At 41.7% G+C, this 22,549-nt stretch carries 18 protein-coding genes and 1 riboswitch; of the genes, 11 read left to right on the forward strand and 7 right to left on the reverse strand.

From position 1 onward, the window contains the following. The first annotated feature begins 1 nt into the window (after position 1). Positions 2 to 877, forward strand: a complete 876-nt coding sequence (locus B9T36_RS15725; RefSeq protein ID WP_086210404.1) for a metal-dependent hydrolase — start codon at positions 2 to 4, stop codon at positions 875 to 877. Between the two features lie 57 nt (positions 878 to 934). On the opposite strand, the gene B9T36_RS15730 is transcribed toward B9T36_RS15725, so the two are convergent. The 4 genes from B9T36_RS15730 to B9T36_RS15745 all read right to left on the reverse strand — a co-directional run bounded on the left by B9T36_RS15730 (position 935) and on the right by B9T36_RS15745 (position 4,988). Then, positions 935 to 1,927 (reverse strand): DUF2804 domain-containing protein, encoded by a 993-nt coding sequence (locus B9T36_RS15730; protein WP_086210405.1) that lies wholly within the window; start codon positions 1,925 to 1,927, stop codon positions 935 to 937. A 172-nt stretch (positions 1,928 to 2,099) separates the two neighbouring features. Beyond that, a complete protein-coding gene (locus tag B9T36_RS15735) occupies positions 2,100 to 2,612 on the reverse strand; it encodes a DUF1543 domain-containing protein (RefSeq protein WP_086210406.1) in 513 nt (170 codons plus the stop codon). A gap of 521 nt (positions 2,613 to 3,133) precedes the next feature. After that, on the reverse strand, positions 3,134 to 4,363 hold the full coding sequence (trpB, locus tag B9T36_RS15740) for a tryptophan synthase subunit beta (protein WP_086210407.1): 1,230 nt from the start codon (positions 4,361 to 4,363) through the stop codon (positions 3,134 to 3,136). Beyond that, positions 4,347 to 4,988, reverse strand: a complete 642-nt coding sequence (locus B9T36_RS15745) for a phosphoribosylanthranilate isomerase (protein ID WP_086210408.1) — start codon at positions 4,986 to 4,988, stop codon at positions 4,347 to 4,349. Before B9T36_RS15745 ends, trpB begins: the two co-directional genes overlap by 17 nt. Positions 4,989 to 5,131: 143 nt before the next feature. Beyond that, a riboswitch (cobalamin riboswitch) is annotated at positions 5,132 to 5,339 on the forward strand. A gap of 34 nt (positions 5,340 to 5,373) precedes the next feature. Here B9T36_RS15745 and B9T36_RS15750 point away from each other — a divergent pair. The 7 genes from B9T36_RS15750 to B9T36_RS15780 all read left to right on the forward strand — a co-directional run bounded on the left by B9T36_RS15750 (position 5,374) and on the right by B9T36_RS15780 (position 12,717). Then, on the forward strand, positions 5,374 to 7,200 hold the full coding sequence (locus B9T36_RS15750; protein ID WP_086210409.1) for a TonB-dependent receptor plug domain-containing protein: 1,827 nt from the start codon (positions 5,374 to 5,376) through the stop codon (positions 7,198 to 7,200). A 101-nt stretch (positions 7,201 to 7,301) separates the two neighbouring features. Continuing rightward, the gene (locus B9T36_RS15755) at positions 7,302 to 7,880 is read left to right on the forward strand and encodes a cob(I)yrinic acid a,c-diamide adenosyltransferase (RefSeq protein ID WP_086210410.1); all 579 of its coding nucleotides are present in this window, start codon (positions 7,302 to 7,304) and stop codon (positions 7,878 to 7,880) included. A gap of 303 nt (positions 7,881 to 8,183) precedes the next feature. Next, positions 8,184 to 8,906: a glycerophosphodiester phosphodiesterase gene (locus B9T36_RS15760; protein WP_086210411.1), complete on the forward strand. Its 723-nt coding sequence runs from the start codon at positions 8,184 to 8,186 to the stop codon at positions 8,904 to 8,906. A gap of 276 nt (positions 8,907 to 9,182) precedes the next feature. Beyond that, positions 9,183 to 10,349, forward strand: a complete 1,167-nt coding sequence (locus B9T36_RS15765; protein ID WP_086210412.1) for an acyl-CoA desaturase — start codon at positions 9,183 to 9,185, stop codon at positions 10,347 to 10,349. A 73-nt stretch (positions 10,350 to 10,422) separates the two neighbouring features. Beyond that, on the forward strand, positions 10,423 to 10,752 hold the full coding sequence (locus B9T36_RS15770) for a DHCW motif cupin fold protein (RefSeq protein ID WP_086210413.1): 330 nt from the start codon (positions 10,423 to 10,425) through the stop codon (positions 10,750 to 10,752). 78 nt (positions 10,753 to 10,830) lie between these two features. Continuing rightward, a complete protein-coding gene (locus B9T36_RS15775; protein ID WP_086210414.1) occupies positions 10,831 to 12,276 on the forward strand; it encodes a protein adenylyltransferase SelO in 1,446 nt (481 codons plus the stop codon). 69 nt (positions 12,277 to 12,345) lie between these two features. Beyond that, positions 12,346 to 12,717 (forward strand): MmcQ/YjbR family DNA-binding protein, encoded by a 372-nt coding sequence (locus tag B9T36_RS15780; RefSeq protein WP_086210415.1) that lies wholly within the window; start codon positions 12,346 to 12,348, stop codon positions 12,715 to 12,717. Between the two features lie 978 nt (positions 12,718 to 13,695). On the opposite strand, the gene B9T36_RS15785 is transcribed toward B9T36_RS15780, so the two are convergent. From B9T36_RS15785 to baeS, 3 genes are all read right to left on the reverse strand, one after another. Beyond that, the gene (locus tag B9T36_RS15785) at positions 13,696 to 15,051 is read right to left on the reverse strand and encodes an amino acid permease (protein ID WP_086210416.1); all 1,356 of its coding nucleotides are present in this window, start codon (positions 15,049 to 15,051) and stop codon (positions 13,696 to 13,698) included. Positions 15,052 to 15,260: 209 nt separating this feature from the next. Next, the gene (locus B9T36_RS15790; protein ID WP_004983596.1) at positions 15,261 to 15,947 is read right to left on the reverse strand and encodes a response regulator; all 687 of its coding nucleotides are present in this window, start codon (positions 15,945 to 15,947) and stop codon (positions 15,261 to 15,263) included. Positions 15,948 to 15,966: 19 nt separating this feature from the next. After that, the gene (gene baeS / locus B9T36_RS15795) at positions 15,967 to 17,610 is read right to left on the reverse strand and encodes a sensor histidine kinase efflux regulator BaeS (RefSeq protein ID WP_086210417.1); all 1,644 of its coding nucleotides are present in this window, start codon (positions 17,608 to 17,610) and stop codon (positions 15,967 to 15,969) included. A gap of 136 nt (positions 17,611 to 17,746) precedes the next feature. Here baeS and B9T36_RS15800 point away from each other — a divergent pair, with 136 nt between their 5' ends. From B9T36_RS15800 to B9T36_RS15810, 3 genes are all read left to right on the forward strand, one after another. Then, on the forward strand, positions 17,747 to 18,385 hold the full coding sequence (locus B9T36_RS15800; protein WP_086210418.1) for a hypothetical protein: 639 nt from the start codon (positions 17,747 to 17,749) through the stop codon (positions 18,383 to 18,385). A gap of 293 nt (positions 18,386 to 18,678) precedes the next feature. Beyond that, the gene (locus B9T36_RS15805) at positions 18,679 to 20,481 is read left to right on the forward strand and encodes an acyl-CoA dehydrogenase C-terminal domain-containing protein (RefSeq protein WP_086210419.1); all 1,803 of its coding nucleotides are present in this window, start codon (positions 18,679 to 18,681) and stop codon (positions 20,479 to 20,481) included. 195 nt (positions 20,482 to 20,676) lie between these two features. After that, positions 20,677 to 22,458: an acyl-CoA dehydrogenase C-terminal domain-containing protein gene (locus B9T36_RS15810; RefSeq protein ID WP_086210420.1), complete on the forward strand. Its 1,782-nt coding sequence runs from the start codon at positions 20,677 to 20,679 to the stop codon at positions 22,456 to 22,458. The last annotated feature ends 91 nt before the right edge of the window (positions 22,459 to 22,549 follow it).

A 22,549-nucleotide genomic window follows, 5' to 3' on the forward strand; every position in this document is an offset into this window, starting at 1 on the left:
AATGAATGCCATTGTTAGTGCCCCTATTGAACCGGTTGTACGAACCCAACTTAATTTTAAGCTCGATGAAGTGCCCCGTTTTTGGTTTGGTGGCGACCCATTTCGGACCCGCATGTTTGATGCACTCAGCCTCACATTTCCCGATGGTGAACGCTATTTTATTCAAAGCGTGCGTTTATTTCGCGATCAGATTACAGACCCTGAATTAGCGCAGCGCGTAACAGATTTTATTAAACAAGAGGCGCAACATGGCATTGCCCATGACAAAATGAATCAGGTCATGCGAGAACAAGGCATGCCCGTTGACCAATTTATTCAACGTTTAAATAAAATCTTTAAATTTGAACTGAGTAAACGCTCGCCTCAATACAACATTGCGATGACTGCCGCTGCGGAACATTTAACTGCACTCATGGCGGAAACGTTTTATAGCCACAAAACAACCTTAGCAGAAGCCCATCCCTATGTACGTGCTTTATTTGCATGGCATGCCATTGAAGAGATGGAACACCGTGATGTGGCGTTTGATGTCATGAAACAAGTCGGACATGTTCCAGAAGCGACCCGTTTGTTTGCACTGGCCTTTACCACGGTGATGATGTTTGGTTTCACCACCTACCGCGCAGATGTCATGCTCAAGCATGATGGTTTTAGCCGCCTGCAACGTTTGCAAATGATGCGTAAAGGGCTGCCATGGTTCTTTGGACAAAAAGGAATACTGTCTCGGATGCGTGGGCAATATTTCGATTGGTTTAAGAAAGACTTTCACCCAAATCAACATCCTGTGATTGCACAGTATGATGTTTGGATCGACACCCTAGCAGAAACGAATGATCCAATTTTAGCGGGCGAAGCTTTTTGGCAAGCTGGAAAATAAAGTGAAAAACCATAACCAATAAAAAACTGGCACTGAGCCAGTTTTTTATTTACGCTGTCACCACTTTGCATAATGCTGTTCAAGTAAGCCATATTCATTGAGAAAGATAAGCTCTTGCTCACCCTGCTGGATCGTACCACTAATCTTGGCTTGCCACTGACTAAACTGGCTGCCGACCAGACGTAAATTGAGGTTTTCAAACCGACGCCAACCCGTAGTCACGGTTAAATGCAAACGCTCATCTAACGAACGAATCGTCCAGCGACCTTCTTCTTCCATCTGAAACAAAACATCACTCACTGTGTATAATTTTCCATTTATCCACAAACAGTTTTCATTGCCAAAACTTTCATTTACACCAGAAGCTAAATTGAGCCCAATGCGTCTGCCCTCAGCATCCCAAAAATTGCATGATAACCAAAACCAAGCTGTTTCAGGTCTAAGAAAACCACAGGTATCGTCTAAAGAAGCCAATGTCCGATCATTGAATTGGATTATCTGACCTGCTTTATTGGTAAAAAATCCTTCACAAGCCAAAGTTGTGAGTTTTTGTGTGTAGGTCCAACCATTGATTCCTGTTGGGCTACACATACTAAGCGGTTCTGTACTGGCACAGAAAATACGTGCACTCAGTTTAATTTCACCATATTTAGTCACTTGCACATAACGCACACCATTGGCATGCTGAATTTCAATTTGGAAAGGTGAATTTGCAAACACGCTTTGATTATATAAAGGCTGTTCATCCAATACGGTTTTACGTGCTAAAAAGTTCACCGCATTCCATTCAAGCACTTCATTTTTAAGATGATCATAAATATAAACAAAACCATGTCCTGCCCAAGCAATATCGGCAATTGCAAGACCAATGGTATAGTGTTCATGTTGAATGCTGCAAAACTTAAATTTTTTATATTTCAGTTTCTTACGCCATCCCGTAAGCACTTCACCATACGGAGTTTTATACTGATATTTATCTAAATCAATGGTTTTTGGAAGTTCACTAAACCGACCATAATGGGGTTGTCCATTGGACTGTATCAAATCCATTGATGCTCTATCCTTAAGCAAAAGTTAATTAATATCCGTATGCTTATTATGCCTATAATTTTGGCACTGAACAGCATTTAGTTTATTTTTTCATCAGCTTCTTATGAAAAGAAATCAGATTAACATTTTGATGTCTTTATGTTTTCATCCTAGCACTGAATACGCACTCAGCTTAACTCAACATCAAATACGTATTTTCCCATACATTCTGTGCAAACTCAGCTTCAACCAACAGCACATAACGTCCATGTATGCAATCAATCGCAATACAGTCATCGACGTCTAAAACACGATCTGTATGTTGCTTTTTCCACTTTTGATCAAAATGTAGTTTGCCAAGTTGTTTGGCTTCTACTGCATTGGGGGCAACAACGAGTACATAACGATGCAACTCCCCAAATTCACCTGTGTCATAGCCACCTAAATTTATGAGCCACAATTTTTCATCTGTGACTTGAGGCTGAGCATCACTAAACTGTATTTGGTATTTTTTCCCCGCACTTTCAACACCATTTAGCCGTGCCCAAGCATCTATATGTAAGCCTTTTTGTTCACCAAACCATGCATGTTTAAGTTGCGGGTAACTGTCTTCTAAACTGTCAGCGACAGCAAACACAACATCATGGACTTCGGTATTGGCACGTGCATGACGACCACCTAGCATAACCATAAATAGGTTGGGCATTCTATTTCCTTTCTTTTGAGATACTTTTTTATAGCTAACAGGCGCTTCACGGAAGCATCATTCGCAATTGTTCGAGGTAAACTACCCTTCAAGAGAAATGTTTTTGCAACTCCATTAATCACATGAAAGTATAGGACGAGTTTTGCGAATGACAATGCCTTTGGTTACTTTGAGCTTATCCAAAGTAACATTATGAACTCCTTACATTTGAGGTGTAAGCAGTAAGACTCCGTCAAAATTTAAATAACGTTATCACCAATACAATGAGATAGATTTGACCAAAGTTTTCATTGGCAGGAAATATCTTACTTTTGTTTCGGCAAAAGTAACAAAACCATCTTATTGAGCAGACATTACATCCCTGTAATGCTGCTCAACGGGCAACATCCATGTCGCCTTCCCTTATTCATGTTTTGGATAAACTTCTATTTCAAAAAAATCGTGCTGAGCTTTCACCCAACACGATTCTTTAAATCTAATATTTAAAGCTTCCCCTCAATAGGAAGGCTTTAAAGAAGTCATTACATCTCAACCATTTCCACGCCATCAATACGTGCCACAGTCATCAAATCTTTATCCCCACGACCAGAAACCGTCGCAATGATAATTTGATCCTTAGACATGGTTGGCGCAAGTTTAGTGACATAAGCCATCGCATGAGAACTTTCCAAAGCAGGAATAATTCCTTCAATATGAGTTAAATCACGGAAACCTTGTAAAGCTTCATTGTCATTGATTGGCACATATTCAACACGATGCATATCTTTCAGGAAACTATGTTCAGGACCCACACCTGGATAATCCAAACCTGCTGAAATTGAATGCGTTTCAATGATCTGACCTTGTTCATCTGACATCAAATAAGTACGGTTACCATGTAAAACACCAACATGACCTGCATTTAACGGTGCAGAGTGTTTACCTGTTTCAATGCCATAACCCGCAGCTTCAACGCCGTACATTTTCACATCAGCATCGTTTAAGAATGGGTAGAACAAGCCCATTGCATTTGAACCGCCACCTACACATGCCACTAAAGCATCAGGTAAACGCCCTGCTTGCTCTTGAATTTGTTTACGCGCTTCACGGCCAATAATTGACTGGAAGTCACGAACTAACTGTGGATATGGGTGTGGGCCTGCAACCGTACCAATCACATAATAGGTTGAATCGACATTGGTCACCCAGTCACGCATCGCTTCGTTCATGGCATCTTTCAATGTTTTTGAGCCACTTTCGACAGGCACAACAGTTGCACCAAGTAAACGCATACGGTAGACATTCATGGCTTGACGTTTTACGTCCTCTGCACCCATGAATACCACACACTCCAGACCTAAACGCGCCGCGATGGTTGCCGTTGCGACACCATGCTGACCTGCACCCGTTTCAGCAATAATGCGTTTTTTACCTGACAGTTTTGCCAGTAAAGCCTGACCAATGGTGTTGTTCACTTTATGTGAACCCGTATGGTTGAGGTCTTCACGTTTTAAATAAATTTGCGCACCACCCAACTCTTTCGACCATCGCTCAGCATAATATAAAGGACTAGGACGACCTACATAGTAGGCGAGGTCACGGTCGAATTCTGCCAGAAACTGCTCATCATCCTTCATACGGAAATAGAGCTTTTCTAAGTCTTCTAATGCTGCCATTAGAGTTTCTGACACAAAACGTCCGCCATGGATACCGAAATGCCCACGTTCATCTGGGTATTGGGTATAGTCAATCACATTACTTTGCTGATCCACGATGGACTCCTTGCATGAAGTTTTCTATAAGTTGTTGGTCTTTTATACCTTTAGCGGATTCGACGCCTCCGCTGACATCTACAGCATAAGCCCCAGTCGTCTTTATAGCGTCTTCAACATTAGTGGGGGTTAAACCACCCGCTAAAATTAAAGGAATATCAAGCGTAGGGAATTGTGACCAGTCAAAACTGTGTCCTGTTCCCCCTTTGAGTTCAGGATGCCAGGCATCTAAGAGCACTGCACTTGCCCCTGCTTGTTGGAAACGTTGAACTTCTGCCACCACATCCAATTCAGGTTTGACTTGAATAGCTTTATACCAGCGCCTTCCTACTTGTGTCCCAATCACCTGACAGTCTTCTGGTGTTTCATCACCATGAAACTGGATGATATCCAGTGCCACTTGTTTTAACACATCCGCAATGTCATCCGCAGTGGCATTCACAAAAAGTCCAACAGTTTGCACATAGGCAGGCACATGTTGAATCAATTCTTTGGCTTGAACTACACTGACATGGCGTGGACTAGGTGGAAAAAATACAAAACCAATTGCATCTGCCCCTGCTTTGACCACAGCTTGAACATCTTGGCTACGGGTAATCCCACAAATTTTGGCACGGGTTCGCATAGGTTATAACTCTGGCTCAACCCTATTTATAGCTGATCTATAAATAACAGGGCGAATCATTGTAATGCAATTTTTTCGCCTTGCGTAAAGTTCATCCTGAAAAATCTTTACATAGATTGTTTAATTCGCATACAAACCTTATACTTCGCCCAAATGCAATAAGTCTGAGCACTATGCTTTAGGGAAGTTGGTGAGAGTCCAACACTGCCCCCGCAACGGTAAAACGAAACGTATATCTTTATAAGTGTTTGCACTTACATCACTGCACTCGTGTGGGAAGATGGATATACCAATATTGTTCGCAATATTTATATTTAAGTCCGGAGACCTGCTTATTGCGCCATTTAACTCAATCATTCACGGGGGGTGAATGTATGGAGCCAGCATGCCAAATTTATTTCAGCCTACAGCTTTAGTGGGCGCAATCGCTCTTGCGATGGGTTTCTCCGCAACAGCATCTGCACAAGACAGTATTAATGCATCTTTAGACACACTCGTTGTAACTGCAACACGTTCTGAAGAAAAGATTAAAGACGTTCCTGCCCGTATTGCTGTGATTTCAAAAAGTGACATCGAAAAAAATCCAGCTCTTAACTTAAATGATCTAGTCAAACAAGATGCCGCATTAAATGTTGTTCAAACTGGTGGTCTTGGGCAAACAACTTCCATTTTCACCCGTGGTACAAATTCCAATCATACTTTAGTACTTAAAGATGGTGCTGCTTTAATTGAAGGGATTAATGGTAAAAATAATACCGAACTTTTAGATTTATCTGATGTCGGTCAAATTGAAATTCTTAAAGGCCCTGCTTCAGTTCAATATGGTTCTGATGCAATTGGTGGGGTAATCCAATTACTGACAGACACCCCAGAAAAAAATAGTGCATTCATTACTGGCTTATATGGTGAGAACAACACATATAAAGCACTGGTAGGATTAGATCTAGCTCAAGATGGTTTTTTTGCTCAAATTCGAGGTCAACGCTTAGAAAGTGATGGCACAGAAATCTTAAATACACAGAATAATGACCAAGCGAGCTATGACCAAAAAGGTTATAGCGCTAAGATTGGATACAAACAAGATAATTTTAAAACAAACGTATCTATTAGTGAAAATGAAGGAATCAATCACTATTTAGACTATTCTACAGGTACAAATACTGCTAAACGTGATTTTAAAAATCAATTGATCAACTGGAATGGTCTATACCAATTCACAGATGCATTAACTTTAAATGCCCGCTATTCAAATTATCAAGATGAAGCAACTTATATTGAAACGTATTCGTATGCCTATGATAGTGAGCGCAATGAAGGTGACATTAATTTAAATTGGAAGTTCACTCCAAAACAAAACATTTTGTTCGGTGTATCAACACAAGATACTGATGTGACTTATGATTACCTATCTGGGAAGAAAAACCTTGGGTCTACAGGGTATTACTTACAACATCAATATAATAATGCGGGCATACACACTCAAGCAGGTATCCGTTTAGAAGATGATGATCAATTTGGTCAACACACTGTAGGGCAAATAGCTGGACGTTTACAAATTGCACCGTTGACAAGTGTTTATGCCAATATTGGTTCTGCATTTAAAGCGCCAACAGCCTATCAGCTATATGCTGGTTTTTATGGGAATCAAGATCTCAAACCAGAAGAAAGTATTTCTTATGAAATCGGTTTAGATCAACAATTTAACTATGGTTTAAGTGCAAATGCGTCTGTGTATTACACTAAAGTCAAAAACCTAATTGGATCAAATGCCTCATGGCAATATGTCAATATTGATGATGCCAATATGACTGGTGGTGAGCTCGGTTTAAATTGGAAAAAAGATCAACTTTTTACATCTGCTGAATATGCTTACGTAAAAACAGAAGATGAATCTACTGGGTTTGAACTCGTGCGTCGTCCACGTCAAACCTTTACCTTTACAGCAGGATATGATGACGGAACTTATGGTGTAAATACTGCTCTTGTCGCTCGTTCTCATGCAAAAGCTCAAGCAAGCCAAAACTCCGTTAAAATTCCTGGTTATGCAACGATTGATCTCAATGCATTTTGGAATGTAAATCCAAATATCAAATTGTTCACCAATATCCAAAACATTGGTGATGTCAAATACAAAGCAGTCTACTCAAGCACTGATACGTGGTACATCAATGGCGGTCGTTTTGCCTCAGCAGGAGTCACTTTCCGTTATTAATTTAGCGTAAAGACTCAAAAAAACAATTTAAAACAGCGCAGTTTATGGATAATGTTTTGACCGACATTATCCTTTTTTTCATTCTTTAGGCAGGACAAATTATGGGCCACCGTTTAAGTAAAATTTATACCCGTACTGGCGACTCAGGCACCACAGGTCTGGGCGATGGATCACGTGTGACTAAAGATGATCTAAGAATTACCGCACTGGGCGATGTCGATGAGCTTAATTCAACAATTGGTGTACTTCGTGCTCAAATTAGTGCAAGCCAAATCACGGAAAAAGCAACATGGGATAAAAGCTTGAGCCTCATTCAACATTGGCTCTTCGATTTAGGCGGTGAAGTCTGTATTCCAAACTATCATTTGCTCCAACCAGTTTGTATTGAGTTTCTTGAACAAGAAATTGACCGTATGAATGAAGACTTACCCATGCTGAAAGAATTTATTCTCCCTTCAGGTTCTTTAGCATGTAGCTACGCACACCAAGCGCGAGCGGTATGTCGCCGAGCTGAACGTAGCTTAATGTCGGTACACACCCGTGATCAAAATATTCAAAGCACCGCGCTACAGTTGCTCAACCGCTTATCAGACTGGCTTTTTGTTGCATCCCGTGCCTTACAACGAGCTGAAGGCGGCTCAGAAGTGCTTTGGCAAAAAAATATTAATGAAACCATTTAAACGTTTCTAAGTTTTAGAACGAAATAGATTTTTTCAAAGTCTTCCCGTGATCAATTCACTGGAAGGCTTTTTGAAGTTACTTTTCTTTCGAGAAACTAACCCAAACCATTTACCCATCGTAAAACTCTTCGGACTTCATTGCTTATTGCCAATATCGCAGAGGCATTACACTCAAACTCAATCCGACCTCTAACTATTACACACGGCATTGACGTATATCTGATATTTCCACCTTAGAATCTATCCCCCAATCCGATGTTTTAGCGCTACAATCAATCAAAAGACGTATAAATCAGGTTCAATATGAGAATCATCGGACATCGTGGTGCACGTGGCGAAGCCCCAGAAAATACACTCGGCGGTTTTCAATATATTCATGATTTGGGCATCCGTGCGGTCGAATTTGATGTTCGTCAGCTCAAAGACCATGAGCTGATCATTATGCATGATGACAACATGCTCCGGACCACTGGTATCGACCAAGCACTCTACCCATTAAACAGCACAGAACTCGATACCTATAATCAAGCACATATTTGGTTAGACTGGGAAAAGCAAGGCACTCCAACTCTGCGACAAGCACTCCAGATTATGCAGGACTTCGAACATCTTGAGGTTGAAGTCAAAGCTGTAGAAACACAAGCAGAAGCGGAGCGACTGATACAACATCTCACACAGCAGCTTAAAGACTTTGAGCAGAGTGCGGTCATCACCAGTTTTGATCTTAAAATCCTACAAGCACTCCAAGATCAACACTCCCCATTAAAACGGGGTTTATTAATTGAAGACGATATTCAACATCTTGCGATTGAACAAGCGCTCAAATACGGCTGTTGCCAAATCGGCTGGATGAACCAACTGGCAACCGATGACCTGTTAAAAGCCACACAACAAGCGAATTTGGCGATTAGTGTTTGGACGGTAAATGACATCGAGCGGGCTAAACATTTACGTGACTGTGGCATTGATGGATTAATTACCGATTTTCCTAAAATGATGCTACAACATTTGGCAGATGTTCATTGAACAAGCCAAAAATTGACTTGAATTTTACATGCGCAGTGGGACTGAAAATGTTCACTTTTCCTATTGATCGCTCTACTACTAGAGTGCCTAAAAATGCTTCGATAATTTCGATATCTAAACATTCTTATTCTGTTACTGTTTAGTACAATACATCTGTACAATAATGCTAGTGAATCACGGTTCGCTCATGCTAATATGCTGTAGCTTAATCCATGCAAAAAGTAATGGATTGACCTTCCATTTATACCTCCCAAGGTTTCAGGAGTGCTGTTGGAGATGAATGCTCCCCTACCCAAAGCCCCATTTAACTGGGTTGCAATTTTTGCATTGGTTTTTCTTCCCATTGTGGCTGTCATTGCAATTCCGTTATATGCCTACCATCATGATTTCAGCTTAGCCGCTTGGATCAGTATGTTTGTATTACTGGGTGTTAGTAGTTTAGGTATTACCGCTGGCTATCACCGTCTATGGGCACACCGTGCTTATGAAGCAAGCTTGCCTTTAAAAATCATTTTGATGATTATGGGTACATTTGCAGTACAAAACAGTATTTTATATTGGGGTTCAGGTCACCGTACCCACCACCGCCATGTCGATGATATCGAGAAAGATCCGTACTCGATTAACAATGGTTTTTGGTATGCACACATGGGTTGGATGCTTCGTGACTATCCATCAGCAGAACCTGACTTTAAAAATGCACCCGATTTACTCAATGATAAATTGGTGATGTTCCAACACAAATACTATGTGCCCTTAGTGATCATCGTCCACACGGGTATTTTATTACCAATTGGTTGGGCCGTAGGTGACTTATGGGGCGTGTTATTGTTGGGCGGATTAATGCGTTTAATCCTCAGCCACCACGTTACGTTCTTCATTAACTCTTTATGTCATATGTGGGGCAAACGTCCATATACAGATGAAAATACCGCACGTGACAACTTCTGGTTAGCTATTGCGACTTGGGGTGAGGGTTATCATAACTACCACCACATTTTCCAATATGACTACCGTAATGGTGTGAAATGGTGGCAATATGACCCAACCAAATGGTTGATTTGGTCATGCTCAAAACTGGGTTTAGCTAAAAACTTACGTCGTATTCCGAGCTTTAATATCAAAAAAGCTGAACTTGCGATGAAGTTTAAGTATGCTGAGCAAGACTTAGAAGTTCATGGTCTGAATGTCAGTGATGACATCAGCTCAGCAAAAGCTCGTATTGCACAAGAATATGATGCGTTCACCCAGACCTTAAATGACTGGGCAAAATTGAAAGAACAAGAAATTCAAGCCAAGAAAACAGCTGTAGCTGAAAAAATTCATCAAATGGATGAAAAGCTTAAAATTGAATTTCAATTGGTTGAACAGCGTTTAGGTCATCATCGTCAAACCTTAACCACGCTGATGCGTAGCATTAAAAAAGCGCCTGTTTCACAATAATTGATTTCTAATAATCGTTTCAAAAGAAAGCTCCGCAAGGGGCTTTTTTTAGCAGTTCATAAAGGATAACAACATGGATATAAACAACATCCCATTCGGTATCACCAACTGGGCCGAGATACCCACCACCCGCCATACAGGTGATCAAGGTTATGCCCTATGGCGCACGCAGCAATTTGACGCGATTCGCGTGCGTATGGTGGAGTATTCGGAGAACTATTTGGCCGACCATTGGTGTTCTAAAGGACATATTCTGTTGTGCTTAGAAGGCGAACTCCACACCGAACTAGATGATGGCCGTAGCTTTACCCTTACGGCTGGCATGAGTTACCAAGTTGCAGATCAAGCTGAAGCCCATCGCTCATCCACCTCAAAGGGTGCCAAGTTGTTTATAGTCGACTAAAACGGTTGGATATATATCTTAACACTAAAACTTTGCTATATTGATGAGGTCATGGCTTATCCCTTGTGATCTTTCACTATGCAGTTCAACTCACGCTATTCCCTCCTTCCTTCAAAGCTTTATCACCATCAACAGCCCCTTCCACTAAAAGGGGCAAAAGCAGGTCATTTCAATGCCGCTTTAGCAGAGCAATTACAATGGTCTGAAGCCGACAAACAGTCTTGGGTAGAGATTTGTAGCGGGCAAAAAACCTTTGCTGAGTTCGCTCCACTTGCGATGGTTTATGCTGGGCATCAATTTGGACAATGGGCAGGCCAACTCGGGGATGGGCGCGGTTTACTGATTGCACAAATTCTCGATCAAAAACAACAAACCATCGACTTACATTTAAAAGGTGCAGGCTCGACCCCCTACTCACGTATGGGCGATGGACGTGCGGTTTTACGCTCGGTCATTCGTGAATATCTGGCAGGTCATGCACTCAATGCACTAGGTATTCCCTCTAGTAATGCAGTCGGTTTTACTTCGTCTACTCAAGGTGTACAACGTGAAAAATTAGAGCTGGGTGCAATGATGTTACGTACATCAGACTGCCATATTCGCTTGGGACATTTTGAGTGGATAAATCAGTATCAACCTGACTTACTTGGCGAATTTACGCAAAAATGCATCGCATGGCATTACCCCGAATGTTTAGAAGCAGAACAACCTATTTTGGCATTTGCAACCCAAGTGATTCAACGGACTGCGGTTATGATTGCCAAATGGCAACTGGTCGGCTTCGCACACGGAGTGATGAATACCGATAATTTAAACATTACGGGTTCAACCCTCGATTTTGGCCCCTATGGTTTTATGGAACGTTTCCGTCCGAATTGGATTAACAATCACTCCGACTACCAAGGCCGCTATACCTATCAACAACAGCCGAGCATTGGACACTGGAACTTATGGACATGGTTGAATAACCTCATTCCGCTTTGTCCACAAGACTATGACAAAGAACAATGGAAGCAAGACCTTGCCACTTGCCTAGAGCACTATGAACCCACGTTCTTGGAGCACTACAAACTGGGTTTAAGTCAGAAAATGGGCTTACCTCATTTCCACACTGACAGTTTTGACTGTGCCATGACCTTCTTACGGATTCTACAAACCGAACAGCTCGACTACACACAGAGCTTTACTCGTTTGCAGAATAAACAATATGAAACAATTAAAGATGACTGCCTTGACCGCCGTCAGTTTGAAAGTTTCCTTGCGCAATATGAACAGATTCGTGCCAATCAAGACACAGTAGTACTCGATGCAGCCATGCAACAAGCCAACCCTGTTTATATCCTACGCAATCACATGGCGCAAAAAGCGATTGAACTGGCTGAACGGAATGATTTCTCAGAAGTCGAACGCTTATTTGACCTCCTCAGCCACCCGTTTGAGCGGAATGTAGCACTAGAGAAAGCTGAGGATGTAGCACCTTTATCAACAGATGTTCCAGAGGTGATGGTGAGTTGTTCCTCTTAAGCGTTTGGCTTAAACTGTGGATAAATTAAACAATATCCACAGGGCTTCGCCCATTGAGTGATGATCACCATGTCCTTACATCTTATTGCTGCAAAAGCTGCACTTGCCCTGCCAGAAGTGACATGTACTCAGCCCTTTGGTGAAGGTTGTGATGTCTATAAAGTCATGGATAAAATGTTTTTGCTCAATTCATCTTTAAAGGGTATGGCTTTAAGTAACTTAAAAGTCACGCCTGACCACGGCGCGATGCTACGTGATATTTATCCGTATATTCATGCAGGTTGGCATATGAATAAAAAACATTGGATTTCAATTTATGAAGATGAAGAGTTAGATTCGGATTTAGTTATTGATCTAGTACAAAGTTCTTATGAACTCGTGGTATCCAAGTTGAATAAACCACAAAAACAGCGAATTGCTACACTTCAAGCCATCACCTAAACATGTATTGAATGAACAGAATTTAATTACTCCTTTTACATGTTCTAAAGCTGAACCCTATCACTGCATCAAGCAGATGCATAGGTTTGAACGCATATTATCTAGGCTGTGCAACTTTTCAACATTTTATATACTGTTTCTCTTTGGAAAAGAAATACAAAATGAAAATGCAATGAATATTTGCTAGGTCAAAAAAAGCCCGACATCCTGTCGGGCTTTTTTCGTATCACTTAGCTAGGTATAACTCCTGTCGTACCTCACATCCTCGTGCTGAACTTATTATTTTTGTTTTATGTTTTGGAACTTCCTGTTCTCTATGACTGCATCATATAAAACATTTTAGGGCTGACCTAGACGCAATCCGCTTGAATAGTTGTAAGCCAAAACGTACATAAAAAATAAGCTTAATTAGACTTACCCCCAAAATTATCCGCAGAAATTGTGGATAGTTTTCAGTATGACCGCAGCTGAACCTTACTCATTAAAATTAGTTTTTGAGTACTTAAAAAGCAACTTAATAACCCACTGTTTCAATCTGTTGGAAATACAACCACTCTTTTCTCAATTTTGCCTATTTAATTATCTATACATATCAATCCGAAAAGATTGAATATAGAAGTCGCTCACTCGCCACCCAAGTTAATCCAAAAGCTATGGTGAACCTCATACGAAGACCCTCTGAGATTGAATGAAATCTAGGTCATTTATCTGCTCAGTTGCTTATTTGATCGCATTGTTGCAAAATTTGGATACTATCTCACAACCCAACCCTAAGTGACGTGCACATGGCTAGCAGAATGCTTCGCTGATTTGAATACAGACTCATCGACCTTGTCTAAAACAAACGTAAAAGTAAAAAGACAAATTAAAACATTATTCAAAATGCTTAAATTTAGTAATCAATCAGAATCCTAAACGATCAAAAAACCAATAAAAAAGGACTCATATTGAGTCCTTTTCAACATCGTTACCTACGCTTTAGCTTTTCTTCGGCTTCAATGTTTTAAATAAAACAAAGAGCACGAGGATCCAGACAGGAAGCATTAATACTGAAAGCATAAAGCCTTGATTCCACATGATATATAAAATCATCAGCATAAAGGCTAAAACAAAATAATTGCTAAACGGTGCAAACAACGCTGGAAACTTGGTTTGAATGCCTTGTTTGTTCATACTCTGTCTAAATTTAAGATGAATCAAACTGATCATCATCCAATTCAGCACCGCAGCACTGACCACAATATAAATCAGATAACTGAGTGCTTTTTCAGGCAAAAAGTAATTCAACAGTACGCAACCGAAAATCAATAATGCTGAAAATAAAACCGCCGCAATTGGTGTCCCTTGTCGATTCACCTGCTTAAAAACTTGTGGAGCATTGCCCTGTTCTGCCAGACCTAATAGCATGCGACTATTGGCATACATGCCACTATTACAAACAGAAACCGATGCAGTCAGAATAATAAAATTGAGTAAATGCGCTGCCCAATCAATGCCCATTTGCTTAAAAATAAGCACAAATGGACTTTTATCTAGCCCACCCAAATCCAATTGATTCCAAGGCACCAGAGACAAAAGAATCGCCAGCGAGCAAATATAGAACAGGAAAACCCGAATCACCGTTTGATTGACGGCTTTTGGAATGTTCTTTTCAGGATCTTCGGTTTCCGCAGCCGCCATACTAATCAGCTCAATGCCGCCAAAGGCAAACATCATAAAGGCCAACATATAAAACAAGCCTTCAAAGCCATGTGGGAAAAACCCGCCATGTACCCATAAGTTCGTGATGGAGGCAGTGGAACCGACATCAGCCGTCAACAACAAATAAACCCCGAAGATGATCATGGCAATAATCGCCACAACCTTAATTATCGACAGCCAGAACTCAGACTCCGCATATAGTTTGACATTGGCAAGATTGGCCAATGTGATCACCACAAAAAACACCAGCACCGAGACCCACGCAGGAATATGCGGCCACCAGTAGTTCACATATTTACCAATCGCGGTCAGCTCAGTCATCACCACCAAGATATACAGTACCCAGTAGTTCCAGCCTGTTAAAAAGCCTGAAAACCGCCCCCAATACTTAAAGGCAAAGTAGCTGAATGAACCCGTCACTGGCTCATGCACAATCATTTCACCGAGCTGACGCATAATTAAAAATGCAATCAAACCGCCAATCATATAACCCAAAATAATGGATGGGCCAGCAGATTCAATAATATGTGCTGAACCTAAGAACAAACCTGTACCAATTGCGCCACCCATGGCGATCAATTGAATATGGCGGTTCTTTAAACGGCGCTGAAGTTTAGGCGTCTCGCTGCTCAAAACACATGCTCATCTGATAAAAAAATGAATTGTACCGCTTGCACAGGCGATCAACCAGTCTTGCCCTTTAAAATCACCGATTGTCCCGTCTCGCTTTAGCAATTTCGCATTCAAACTGACTGTCATTTTTGCTTACTCCCTCCCCTGAATGCATAAAAAAGCGGATAAGCCTAAGACTTATCCGCTTTTTTATTGTTTAGACAACTGAATTAATCTTCAGGATATTCAAAACGGTAACCTACACCATATACTGCCTGAACCCATTCATGACGGTTGCCTGTTTCAGCTGCATCCGAAATCTTACGACGTAAGTTCTTAATATGACTATCAATCACACGGTCAGCCACTTCAAAGCTGTCTGGATTAATATGATCCAGCAACTGTGCACGTGAATAGACTTGCCCCACATGCTCTAAAAACAACTCCAGTAAACGAAACTCGGTCGGTGTTAAGTTTAAAGGCTTTTGTTGATACCAAATGCGTTGCTGCGCTTTATCCATACGGAATAAAGACTGATCTTCAGGCTCAGCCTTGCGCTCTAAACGGCGTAACACGGCTTGGACACGCGCCACTAATTCTTTCGGGCTAAAGGGCTTACACACATAGTCGTCTGCCCCCATGTTCAAGCCAAGCACGCGGTCAATTTCTTCGGTACGTGCGGTAACCATAATGATCGGTAAATCCGACTGTTCGCGGACTTTACGGCAAATGGTTAAACCATCCATACGCGGCACCATCAAGTCTAAAATCATGAGACTCGGTTTACGCTGCGTAAAGCTATCAAATGCATCCTGACCATCGTGAAACATACTGACTTCAAAGCCCGCTGCTTCAAGATAATCGCGGACCAATTGTGCAAGTTCTACTTCATCTTCAACCAGCATAATATGTTTCATACATACTTCCTTTTGTGTTTCATTTTTTTGGGAACGTTAACTTGCAACGTAAACCACCCAAAGGCGAATGATCAAAGCTCAATTCGCCACCTAAAGCTTGCGCCAGTTTAGCAGATAAAGCCAAACCTAAACCCGTACCACCTGTGCTCCGCGTCCGCGAGTCATCTACACGGTAAAAACGCTCACCGAGTCGTGCCAACTGTTCGTCACTTAAACCATAAGGGCTGTCATCAACGTAGACTGTCCAATCTGTTGCAGATTGTTCAGTATGAATACGAACCTGTCCACCGGCTTCAGTATAACGAATACTATTGCCCAACAAATTGACCATGATTTGCTTAAAGCGGTCAATATCAAGTTGTAACTCAGCCCCCTCACCTTCAACACTGATGCTTAAATGAGCTTGTTCAAATTTGGGCTTAAAGTTTTCCACTTCTTGCTCAATCACCGCCCATGGATTTACGCTTGCAAAATAACAGTTTAATTGCTGCGCTTCAGCTTGTGCTAAGTCTGCCAAATCATGAGTCAGCTTTTTCAAACTGGTCACTTGACGTAACATCGAGGCAAAATGCTCAGGCGTTGGTTTTCGGATACCGTCTTGCATCGCTTCAATCTGCGCTTGTAACACTGCCAACGGTGTTTTCAACTCATGCGAAGTATCCGACACCCATTGACGACGTGAAATTTCATGCTGATCTAAAATCACCGCCAATTGGTTGAGCTCATTGGACAAATCACCCAGCTCATCGTTTCGATTCACTTTAACTTGATGCTGAAAATTACCTTTCGTCAGTTCACGTGTACCATTTAAAAGTCGCTGAATCGGTTGTTTAAAATACGTTGCCAATAATAATGAAACAATCAAACTGGCAAAAACAGTTAAACCATAAGCCAATAATAAATAACGTTTCTGATTGCTAAAAAAGTTAATACTCAGTGCATCATCTTGATCAAGCACGGGTTTTAGGCCCAAATACCCGACTATTTTTTCATCCACAATTATGGGGCGATATGAAACTTGGTCTGAAGATGGCTCACCAACAACGAATTGTTGTTTGGCGTCATATAAAGATAAACGTGAGCTCAAACCTAAACGGTCTGGCATTGAGATAAATTGCTTTTTCTGATTTTCCTTTGGTGGTGCTTTGCCGTCTTTGCGTTCAGGGGGGCGAAATGCATTTTCATTCGACCTCAATGGAAATTTAAGCCCTTCAAAAGGTTGATATTCTGACGGTAAATTAAGCTCTAACCATTTCAATTCATCTTGATCAAGTAATGGTTTTCCTTGATCAGCTTTGGCCAAAGTTGGCGGGAGATTCGCAAAAGTATGTTCTTCAAAATAACGCTGCTGTAACGCAATATCATATTGCCGTCTTAACCACCAATGCGAGAGCCGGTCATAATCGTCAGGATCCGCTTTACCTTCAATCTGTAAAATCTGTGCTTGAATGGCATTGCCCCAATCATGATAAGTGCTATACACACCTGCCAAGTTGTCAATCAAATGATCGAGCTTTTGCATTTCCACATCTGCAACGTATTTAGCAAAATTCTTTTGCATCGTCCAATGTAACACGCCCAAACTCACCGTGGTAATCACCAACGTGGTCAGCAAGACGGTCAGGAATAAGCGTAAGGCAATCGGTACGCGACGAATTTTCAAAACACATATCTCAGTTTTTTCTTCTCATTTCGTATTGTATAGAACACTGTGCTAAAAAACTCTCCATTGTTTCTACATCATTATTACTTAATCTTTAATCATCAAAAATCACCTGCTCTTTATTGGGGAATTACACATGAATAAGATGACAAAAATTGCTTTAGCCACTGCCAGTATTCTATCTGTAGGCGCATTGACTGCCTGTCAATCAACCCAGCCTCCAAAAGATATGGACCAACCTCAACGCATGCATGGTCATGACAAGAACGACCGTCGAATGTCCCCTGAACAACGCGAGCAATTTAAAGAAATGCGCGCTGAACATAAACAAGTCATGCAAGACATGAAAAAAGCCTGCGATGGCAAGGCAGTAGGTACAGCGGTACAAATTAAAGCAGGTGAACAAAACTTAGATGGTACCTGCGCCATTTCATTTAAACCAAACCGTGATGAAATGAAACGTGGCGAACGTCCACCAATGGAAGATGATCATGCTGGACAGGCACCTATGCAAGGTGATCGTGGTGAGTTCCGTGGCATGCATATGCAACACGGTGAGCCATTAACCGATGCAAAACGTGCTGAACTGACCAAACAATATGCTCAGCGTTTAGCTGAACGTCAAGCGCACCAAGAAGCTATGGCTAAAGCTTGCCAAGGCCAATCAGATGGTAAATCTGTTCAAATAAAAGTTGGTACGCAGACCGTGGATGGTAAATGTATGGTTCACTTCCAACCAAAACCACCCGTTCCAGCTCCAAATCAAGCATCTTAAAAGATAGTTTCAGTTCAAAGGCGCATTCTGCGCCTTTTTTCTTGGACATAACTTTTTACGCTTTTTGACTATTTATGTCATGCTAGAACAGCCAAAACTGTTTACACTCAACCCACTTAGCGATTTTAAATAATATTTGTTTGACTTTACAGTCACCAAGAAAAGCCCCTGAAACGCTTGTACCAAATTAGAAGATGTTGCACGATTGAACCATTCCAACACGTGTCAATGAAGACACGTTTTTATGTTTATTAGGATTATAAGCTGGTTAAACCAGTATTGAGGAAAACGAGATGCCACAATACAAAGCGCCCTTACGTGATATGCAATTCGTACTGCATGAGTTACTTAACGCAGAAGAACATTATTCTAAACTGCCTGCATTTCAGGAAACCGTAAGCCGTGAATTGGTTGACCAATACTTAGACGCAGCTGCAGATTTCTGTGAAAACGAATTATCTCCAATCAACCAAAGCGGTGACCGTGAAGGTTGTACATGGAACGATGGCGTTGTTACCACGCCAACAGGCTTTAAAGAAGCGTATCAGAAATATATCGAATTAGGCTTCCCATCTCTTTCTGCTGAAGAGCAATATGGCGGTCAAGGTCTACCAGTTTCTTTAGGTAACGTGATTTCTGAAATGGTCGGTACTGCGAACTGGGCTTGGGGTATGTACCCTGGTCTTTCTCATGGTGCAGTACGTACTTTAGAACACCACGGTTCAGCTGAGCAAAAAGATGCGTACTTACCAAACCTTGTTTCAGGTGTTTGGACAGGTACCATGTGCTTAACTGAATCCCATGCAGGTTCTGACTTGGGTATTATCCGTACCAAGGCTGAACCACAGGCAGATGGTAGCTATGCAATCACAGGCGAGAAAATCTTTATCTCTGCGGGTGAGCACGACATGGCGGAGAACATTGTTCACATCGTCCTTGCTCGTCTTCCTGGTGCGCCTAAAGGTACCAAAGGTATTTCGTTATTCATCGTACCGAAGTTCAATCTAAATGCAGACGGTTCTGTCGGTGAACGTAACGCAGTGCGTTGTGGTTCAATCGAACACAAAATGGGGATCCATGGTAACTCAACTTGCGTGATCAACTTTGATAACGCAAAAGGCTTCCTGATTGGACCTGAAAACCGTGGCTTAAACTGCATGTTTACCTTCATGAACACTGCTCGTATTGGTACAGCAGTTCAAGGTTTATCGGCATCTGAAGGTTCATTCCAAGGTGCGCTTGCTTATGCAAAAGACCGTTTAGCAATGCGTTCACTGACTGGCCCTAAAGCCCCAGAAAAAGAAGCAGACCCTATCATTGTTCACCCTGCTGTACGTAACATGCTTTTAACACAAAAAGCATTTGCTGAAGGTGGTCGTGCACTGGTTTACTTATTGTCTCTACATGCAGACGTGGTTGAGCAAGGTGCGACAGAAGAAGAACGTAAATACTCTGACAACATCTTGTCTCTACTGACTCCAATTGCAAAAGCATTCTTAACTGAAACAGGTTCAGAGTCTGCAAAACACGGTGTTCAAGTGTTTGGTGGTCACGGCTTTATTTCAGAGCATGGCATGGAACAAATCGTTCGTGATACACGTATTGCGTGTCTATACGAAGGAACAACAGAAATCCAAGCATTAGACTTATTAGGTCGTAAAGTTTTGGGTACTCAAGGTGCAATGTTGAAAGACTTCACTAAGATTGTTCACAAATTCTGCGAAGCGAACAAAGACAATGCTGCAATGCAAGAATTTGTTGAACCACTTGCTGCGCTGAACAAAGAGTGGGGTGACCTCACAATGCAAATTGGTATGAAAGCAATGCAAAACCCAAATGAAGTGGGTGCTGCAGCAGTCGATTACCTCTACTTCTCTGGTTATGTCACCCTTGCTTACCTATGGGCACGTATGGCACTTGTGGCTCAAGAAACACTTGCTGCTGGGACAACTGAAGTTGACTTCTATAACGCAAAAGTTACTACAGCTCGCTTCTACTTCAAGAAGATTCTTCCACGTGTTCGCTCACACGTTGACGTGATTGCTGGTGGTGTAGAACCGTTACTCGCATTAGATGCAGAACATTTTGCATTCTAAGCTGAATATCTCAATTGATATTTGAAATGTTGTACTCTTGAGTACAGAAATAGAGAAAGGACGGTCATAGCTTTGACGGTCCTTTTTCTTTATAAATAGAGCGTTATTTCGCTTGGGTCATCTGACAACATCCACCGTTGTCCATTAAGCTGTCCTAAGTCTACAGAGATTCAAACAATAAACAGGTGAACGAACATGCCAATTTATAATGCCCCACTTGCGGATATGAAGTTTATCCTCAATGACGTTTTCAATGCTGAACAGTTCTGGCAGTCTAATGAAAATCTTGCTCATGTAGACAGCGCAACGGCTGAAGCGATCCTCGAAGAAATGGCTAAATTTGCGCAGAACGTTACCCTGCCTTTAAACCGTACAGGTGATGAAGAAGGTGCAACTTATAGCAATGGTGCAGTCACCACACCTGCTGGTTTTAAAGAAGCATTTAAGCAATATGCTGAAGGCGGTTGGATTGGCTTAGCAGCTGATGAAGAATGGGGCGGTCAAGGCATGCCTAAAATGCTGACCGTTCTTGCAGATGAAATGCTGTTCGCAACCAACCCATCATTTATGCTCTATCCGCTACTTTCTGTTGGTGCTGGTATGGCACTGAACAGCTATGCCTCTCAAGAGCAAAAAGAAACGTATTTACCTAAAATTTACTCAGGTGAATGGTCTGGAACAATGTGCTTAACAGAGCCACATGCAGGTACAGATCTAGGCATTATCAAAACTAAAGCTGAACGTAACGAAGACGGCACCTATAACATTACAGGGACTAAAATCTTCATTACTGGCGGTGACCACGACTTAGCTGAAAACATCATTCACTTGGTTCTAGCGAAAACACCAGATGCACCTGCGGGTTCACGTGGTATTTCATTATTCATCGTACCTAAATTCTTGGTGAATGCAGATGGTTCTGTCGGTGAACGTAATGCAGCAGGCCCAGGTTCAATTGAACATAAAATGGGGATCAAAGCGTCTGCGACTTGTGTGATGAACTTTGACGGTGCCAAGGGTTTCTTGGTCGGTAAAGAAAATGAAGGCCTTGCGGCGATGTTCGTGATGATGAACTACGAACGTTTGTCGATGGGTATCCAAGGTTTAGGTGCATCTGAATTTGCTTACCAAAATGCTGCCCAATACGCAACAGACCGCCTACAAGGCCGTAGTGCATCAGGTGTTCAATCACCTGCTAAGCCTGCAGACAGCATTCTTGTGCATGGTGACGTTCGTCGTATGTTGCTGAATGCACGTGCGAACAACGAAGCATCGCGTGCCTTTGCTGTCTATGTCGGTCAACAACTTGATATCACCAAGTTCTCAACAGACCCTGAAGCTGTGAAAGCAGCCAATGACCGTGTGGCACTGCTAACTCCAATTGCAAAAGCCTATTTAACCGATACTGCTTTTAATGCAGTGATTGATTCACAAATGGTCTTCGGTGGTCATGGTTATATTCGTGAATGGGGCATGGAGCAATGTGTACGTGACTTACGTATTGCACAAATCTACGAAGGTACGAACGGTGTTCAGTCTCAAGATTTAATTGGTCGTAAAACTATTAAATGTGGTGGTGCATTTATCGCAGACTACATTTCTGAAATCCGTGACTTTGCTAACAGCTTAGACGCTGACCTAAACTTCATTAAAGATGCAACACTCGATGCAGCAACTGAAGTGGAAGAAGTAACCAAGTATATTCTTGAACGTGCTGCTGAAAGTGCAGAGTTTCCAAATGCTGCAGCAGTGGATTACTTACATGCAGTCGGCTTACTTAGCTTTGCTTATATGTTTGCAAAAATTGCCAATGCGGCCAAAGCCAAAGATGGTGATTTCTATCAAAACAAATTGGCGCTTGCGGCTTACTTTACACAGCGTATTTTGCCTGAAATCGACTTACGTATTGCAAAAGTAAAAGCGGGTGCAGAAGTTATCATGAACTTCTCTGAAGACTACTTCACCAACCAAGCTTAATTAGTTTAAACACGATAAAAAACGCCTGACCAGTCAGGCGTTTTTTTTAACGTCAGCTTTTTATAATCAACTTCTCGTCATTTGCATGAAA

It is taken from the genome of Acinetobacter sp. ANC 4204, from assembly GCF_002135205.1.
Taxonomy (GTDB): domain Bacteria; phylum Pseudomonadota; class Gammaproteobacteria; order Pseudomonadales; family Moraxellaceae; genus Acinetobacter.

Coding starts and splice junctions, on each gene's coding strand:
- B9T36_RS15805 (WP_086210419.1), top strand. CDS start 18,679: ATGCCACAATACAAAGCGCCCTTACGTGATATGCAATTCGTACTGCAT.
- B9T36_RS15725 (WP_086210404.1), top strand. CDS start 2: ATGAATGCCATTGTTAGTGCCCCTATTGAACCGGTTGTACGAACCCAA.
- B9T36_RS15800 (WP_086210418.1), top strand. CDS start 17,747: ATGAATAAGATGACAAAAATTGCTTTAGCCACTGCCAGTATTCTATCT.
- B9T36_RS15730 (WP_086210405.1), bottom strand. CDS start 1,927: ATGGATTTGATACAGTCCAATGGACAACCCCATTATGGTCGGTTTAGT.
- B9T36_RS15750 (WP_086210409.1), top strand. CDS start 5,374: ATGCCAAATTTATTTCAGCCTACAGCTTTAGTGGGCGCAATCGCTCTT.
- B9T36_RS15790 (WP_004983596.1), bottom strand. CDS start 15,947: ATGAAACATATTATGCTGGTTGAAGATGAAGTAGAACTTGCACAATTG.
- B9T36_RS15735 (WP_086210406.1), bottom strand. CDS start 2,612: ATGCCCAACCTATTTATGGTTATGCTAGGTGGTCGTCATGCACGTGCC.
- B9T36_RS15775 (WP_086210414.1), top strand. CDS start 10,831: ATGCAGTTCAACTCACGCTATTCCCTCCTTCCTTCAAAGCTTTATCAC.
- B9T36_RS15765 (WP_086210412.1), top strand. CDS start 9,183: ATGAATGCTCCCCTACCCAAAGCCCCATTTAACTGGGTTGCAATTTTT.
- B9T36_RS15810 (WP_086210420.1), top strand. CDS start 20,677: ATGCCAATTTATAATGCCCCACTTGCGGATATGAAGTTTATCCTCAAT.
- B9T36_RS15760 (WP_086210411.1), top strand. CDS start 8,184: ATGAGAATCATCGGACATCGTGGTGCACGTGGCGAAGCCCCAGAAAAT.
- B9T36_RS15780 (WP_086210415.1), top strand. CDS start 12,346: ATGTCCTTACATCTTATTGCTGCAAAAGCTGCACTTGCCCTGCCAGAA.
- B9T36_RS15770 (WP_086210413.1), top strand. CDS start 10,423: ATGGATATAAACAACATCCCATTCGGTATCACCAACTGGGCCGAGATA.
- B9T36_RS15745 (WP_086210408.1), bottom strand. CDS start 4,988: ATGCGAACCCGTGCCAAAATTTGTGGGATTACCCGTAGCCAAGATGTT.
- B9T36_RS15755 (WP_086210410.1), top strand. CDS start 7,302: ATGGGCCACCGTTTAAGTAAAATTTATACCCGTACTGGCGACTCAGGC.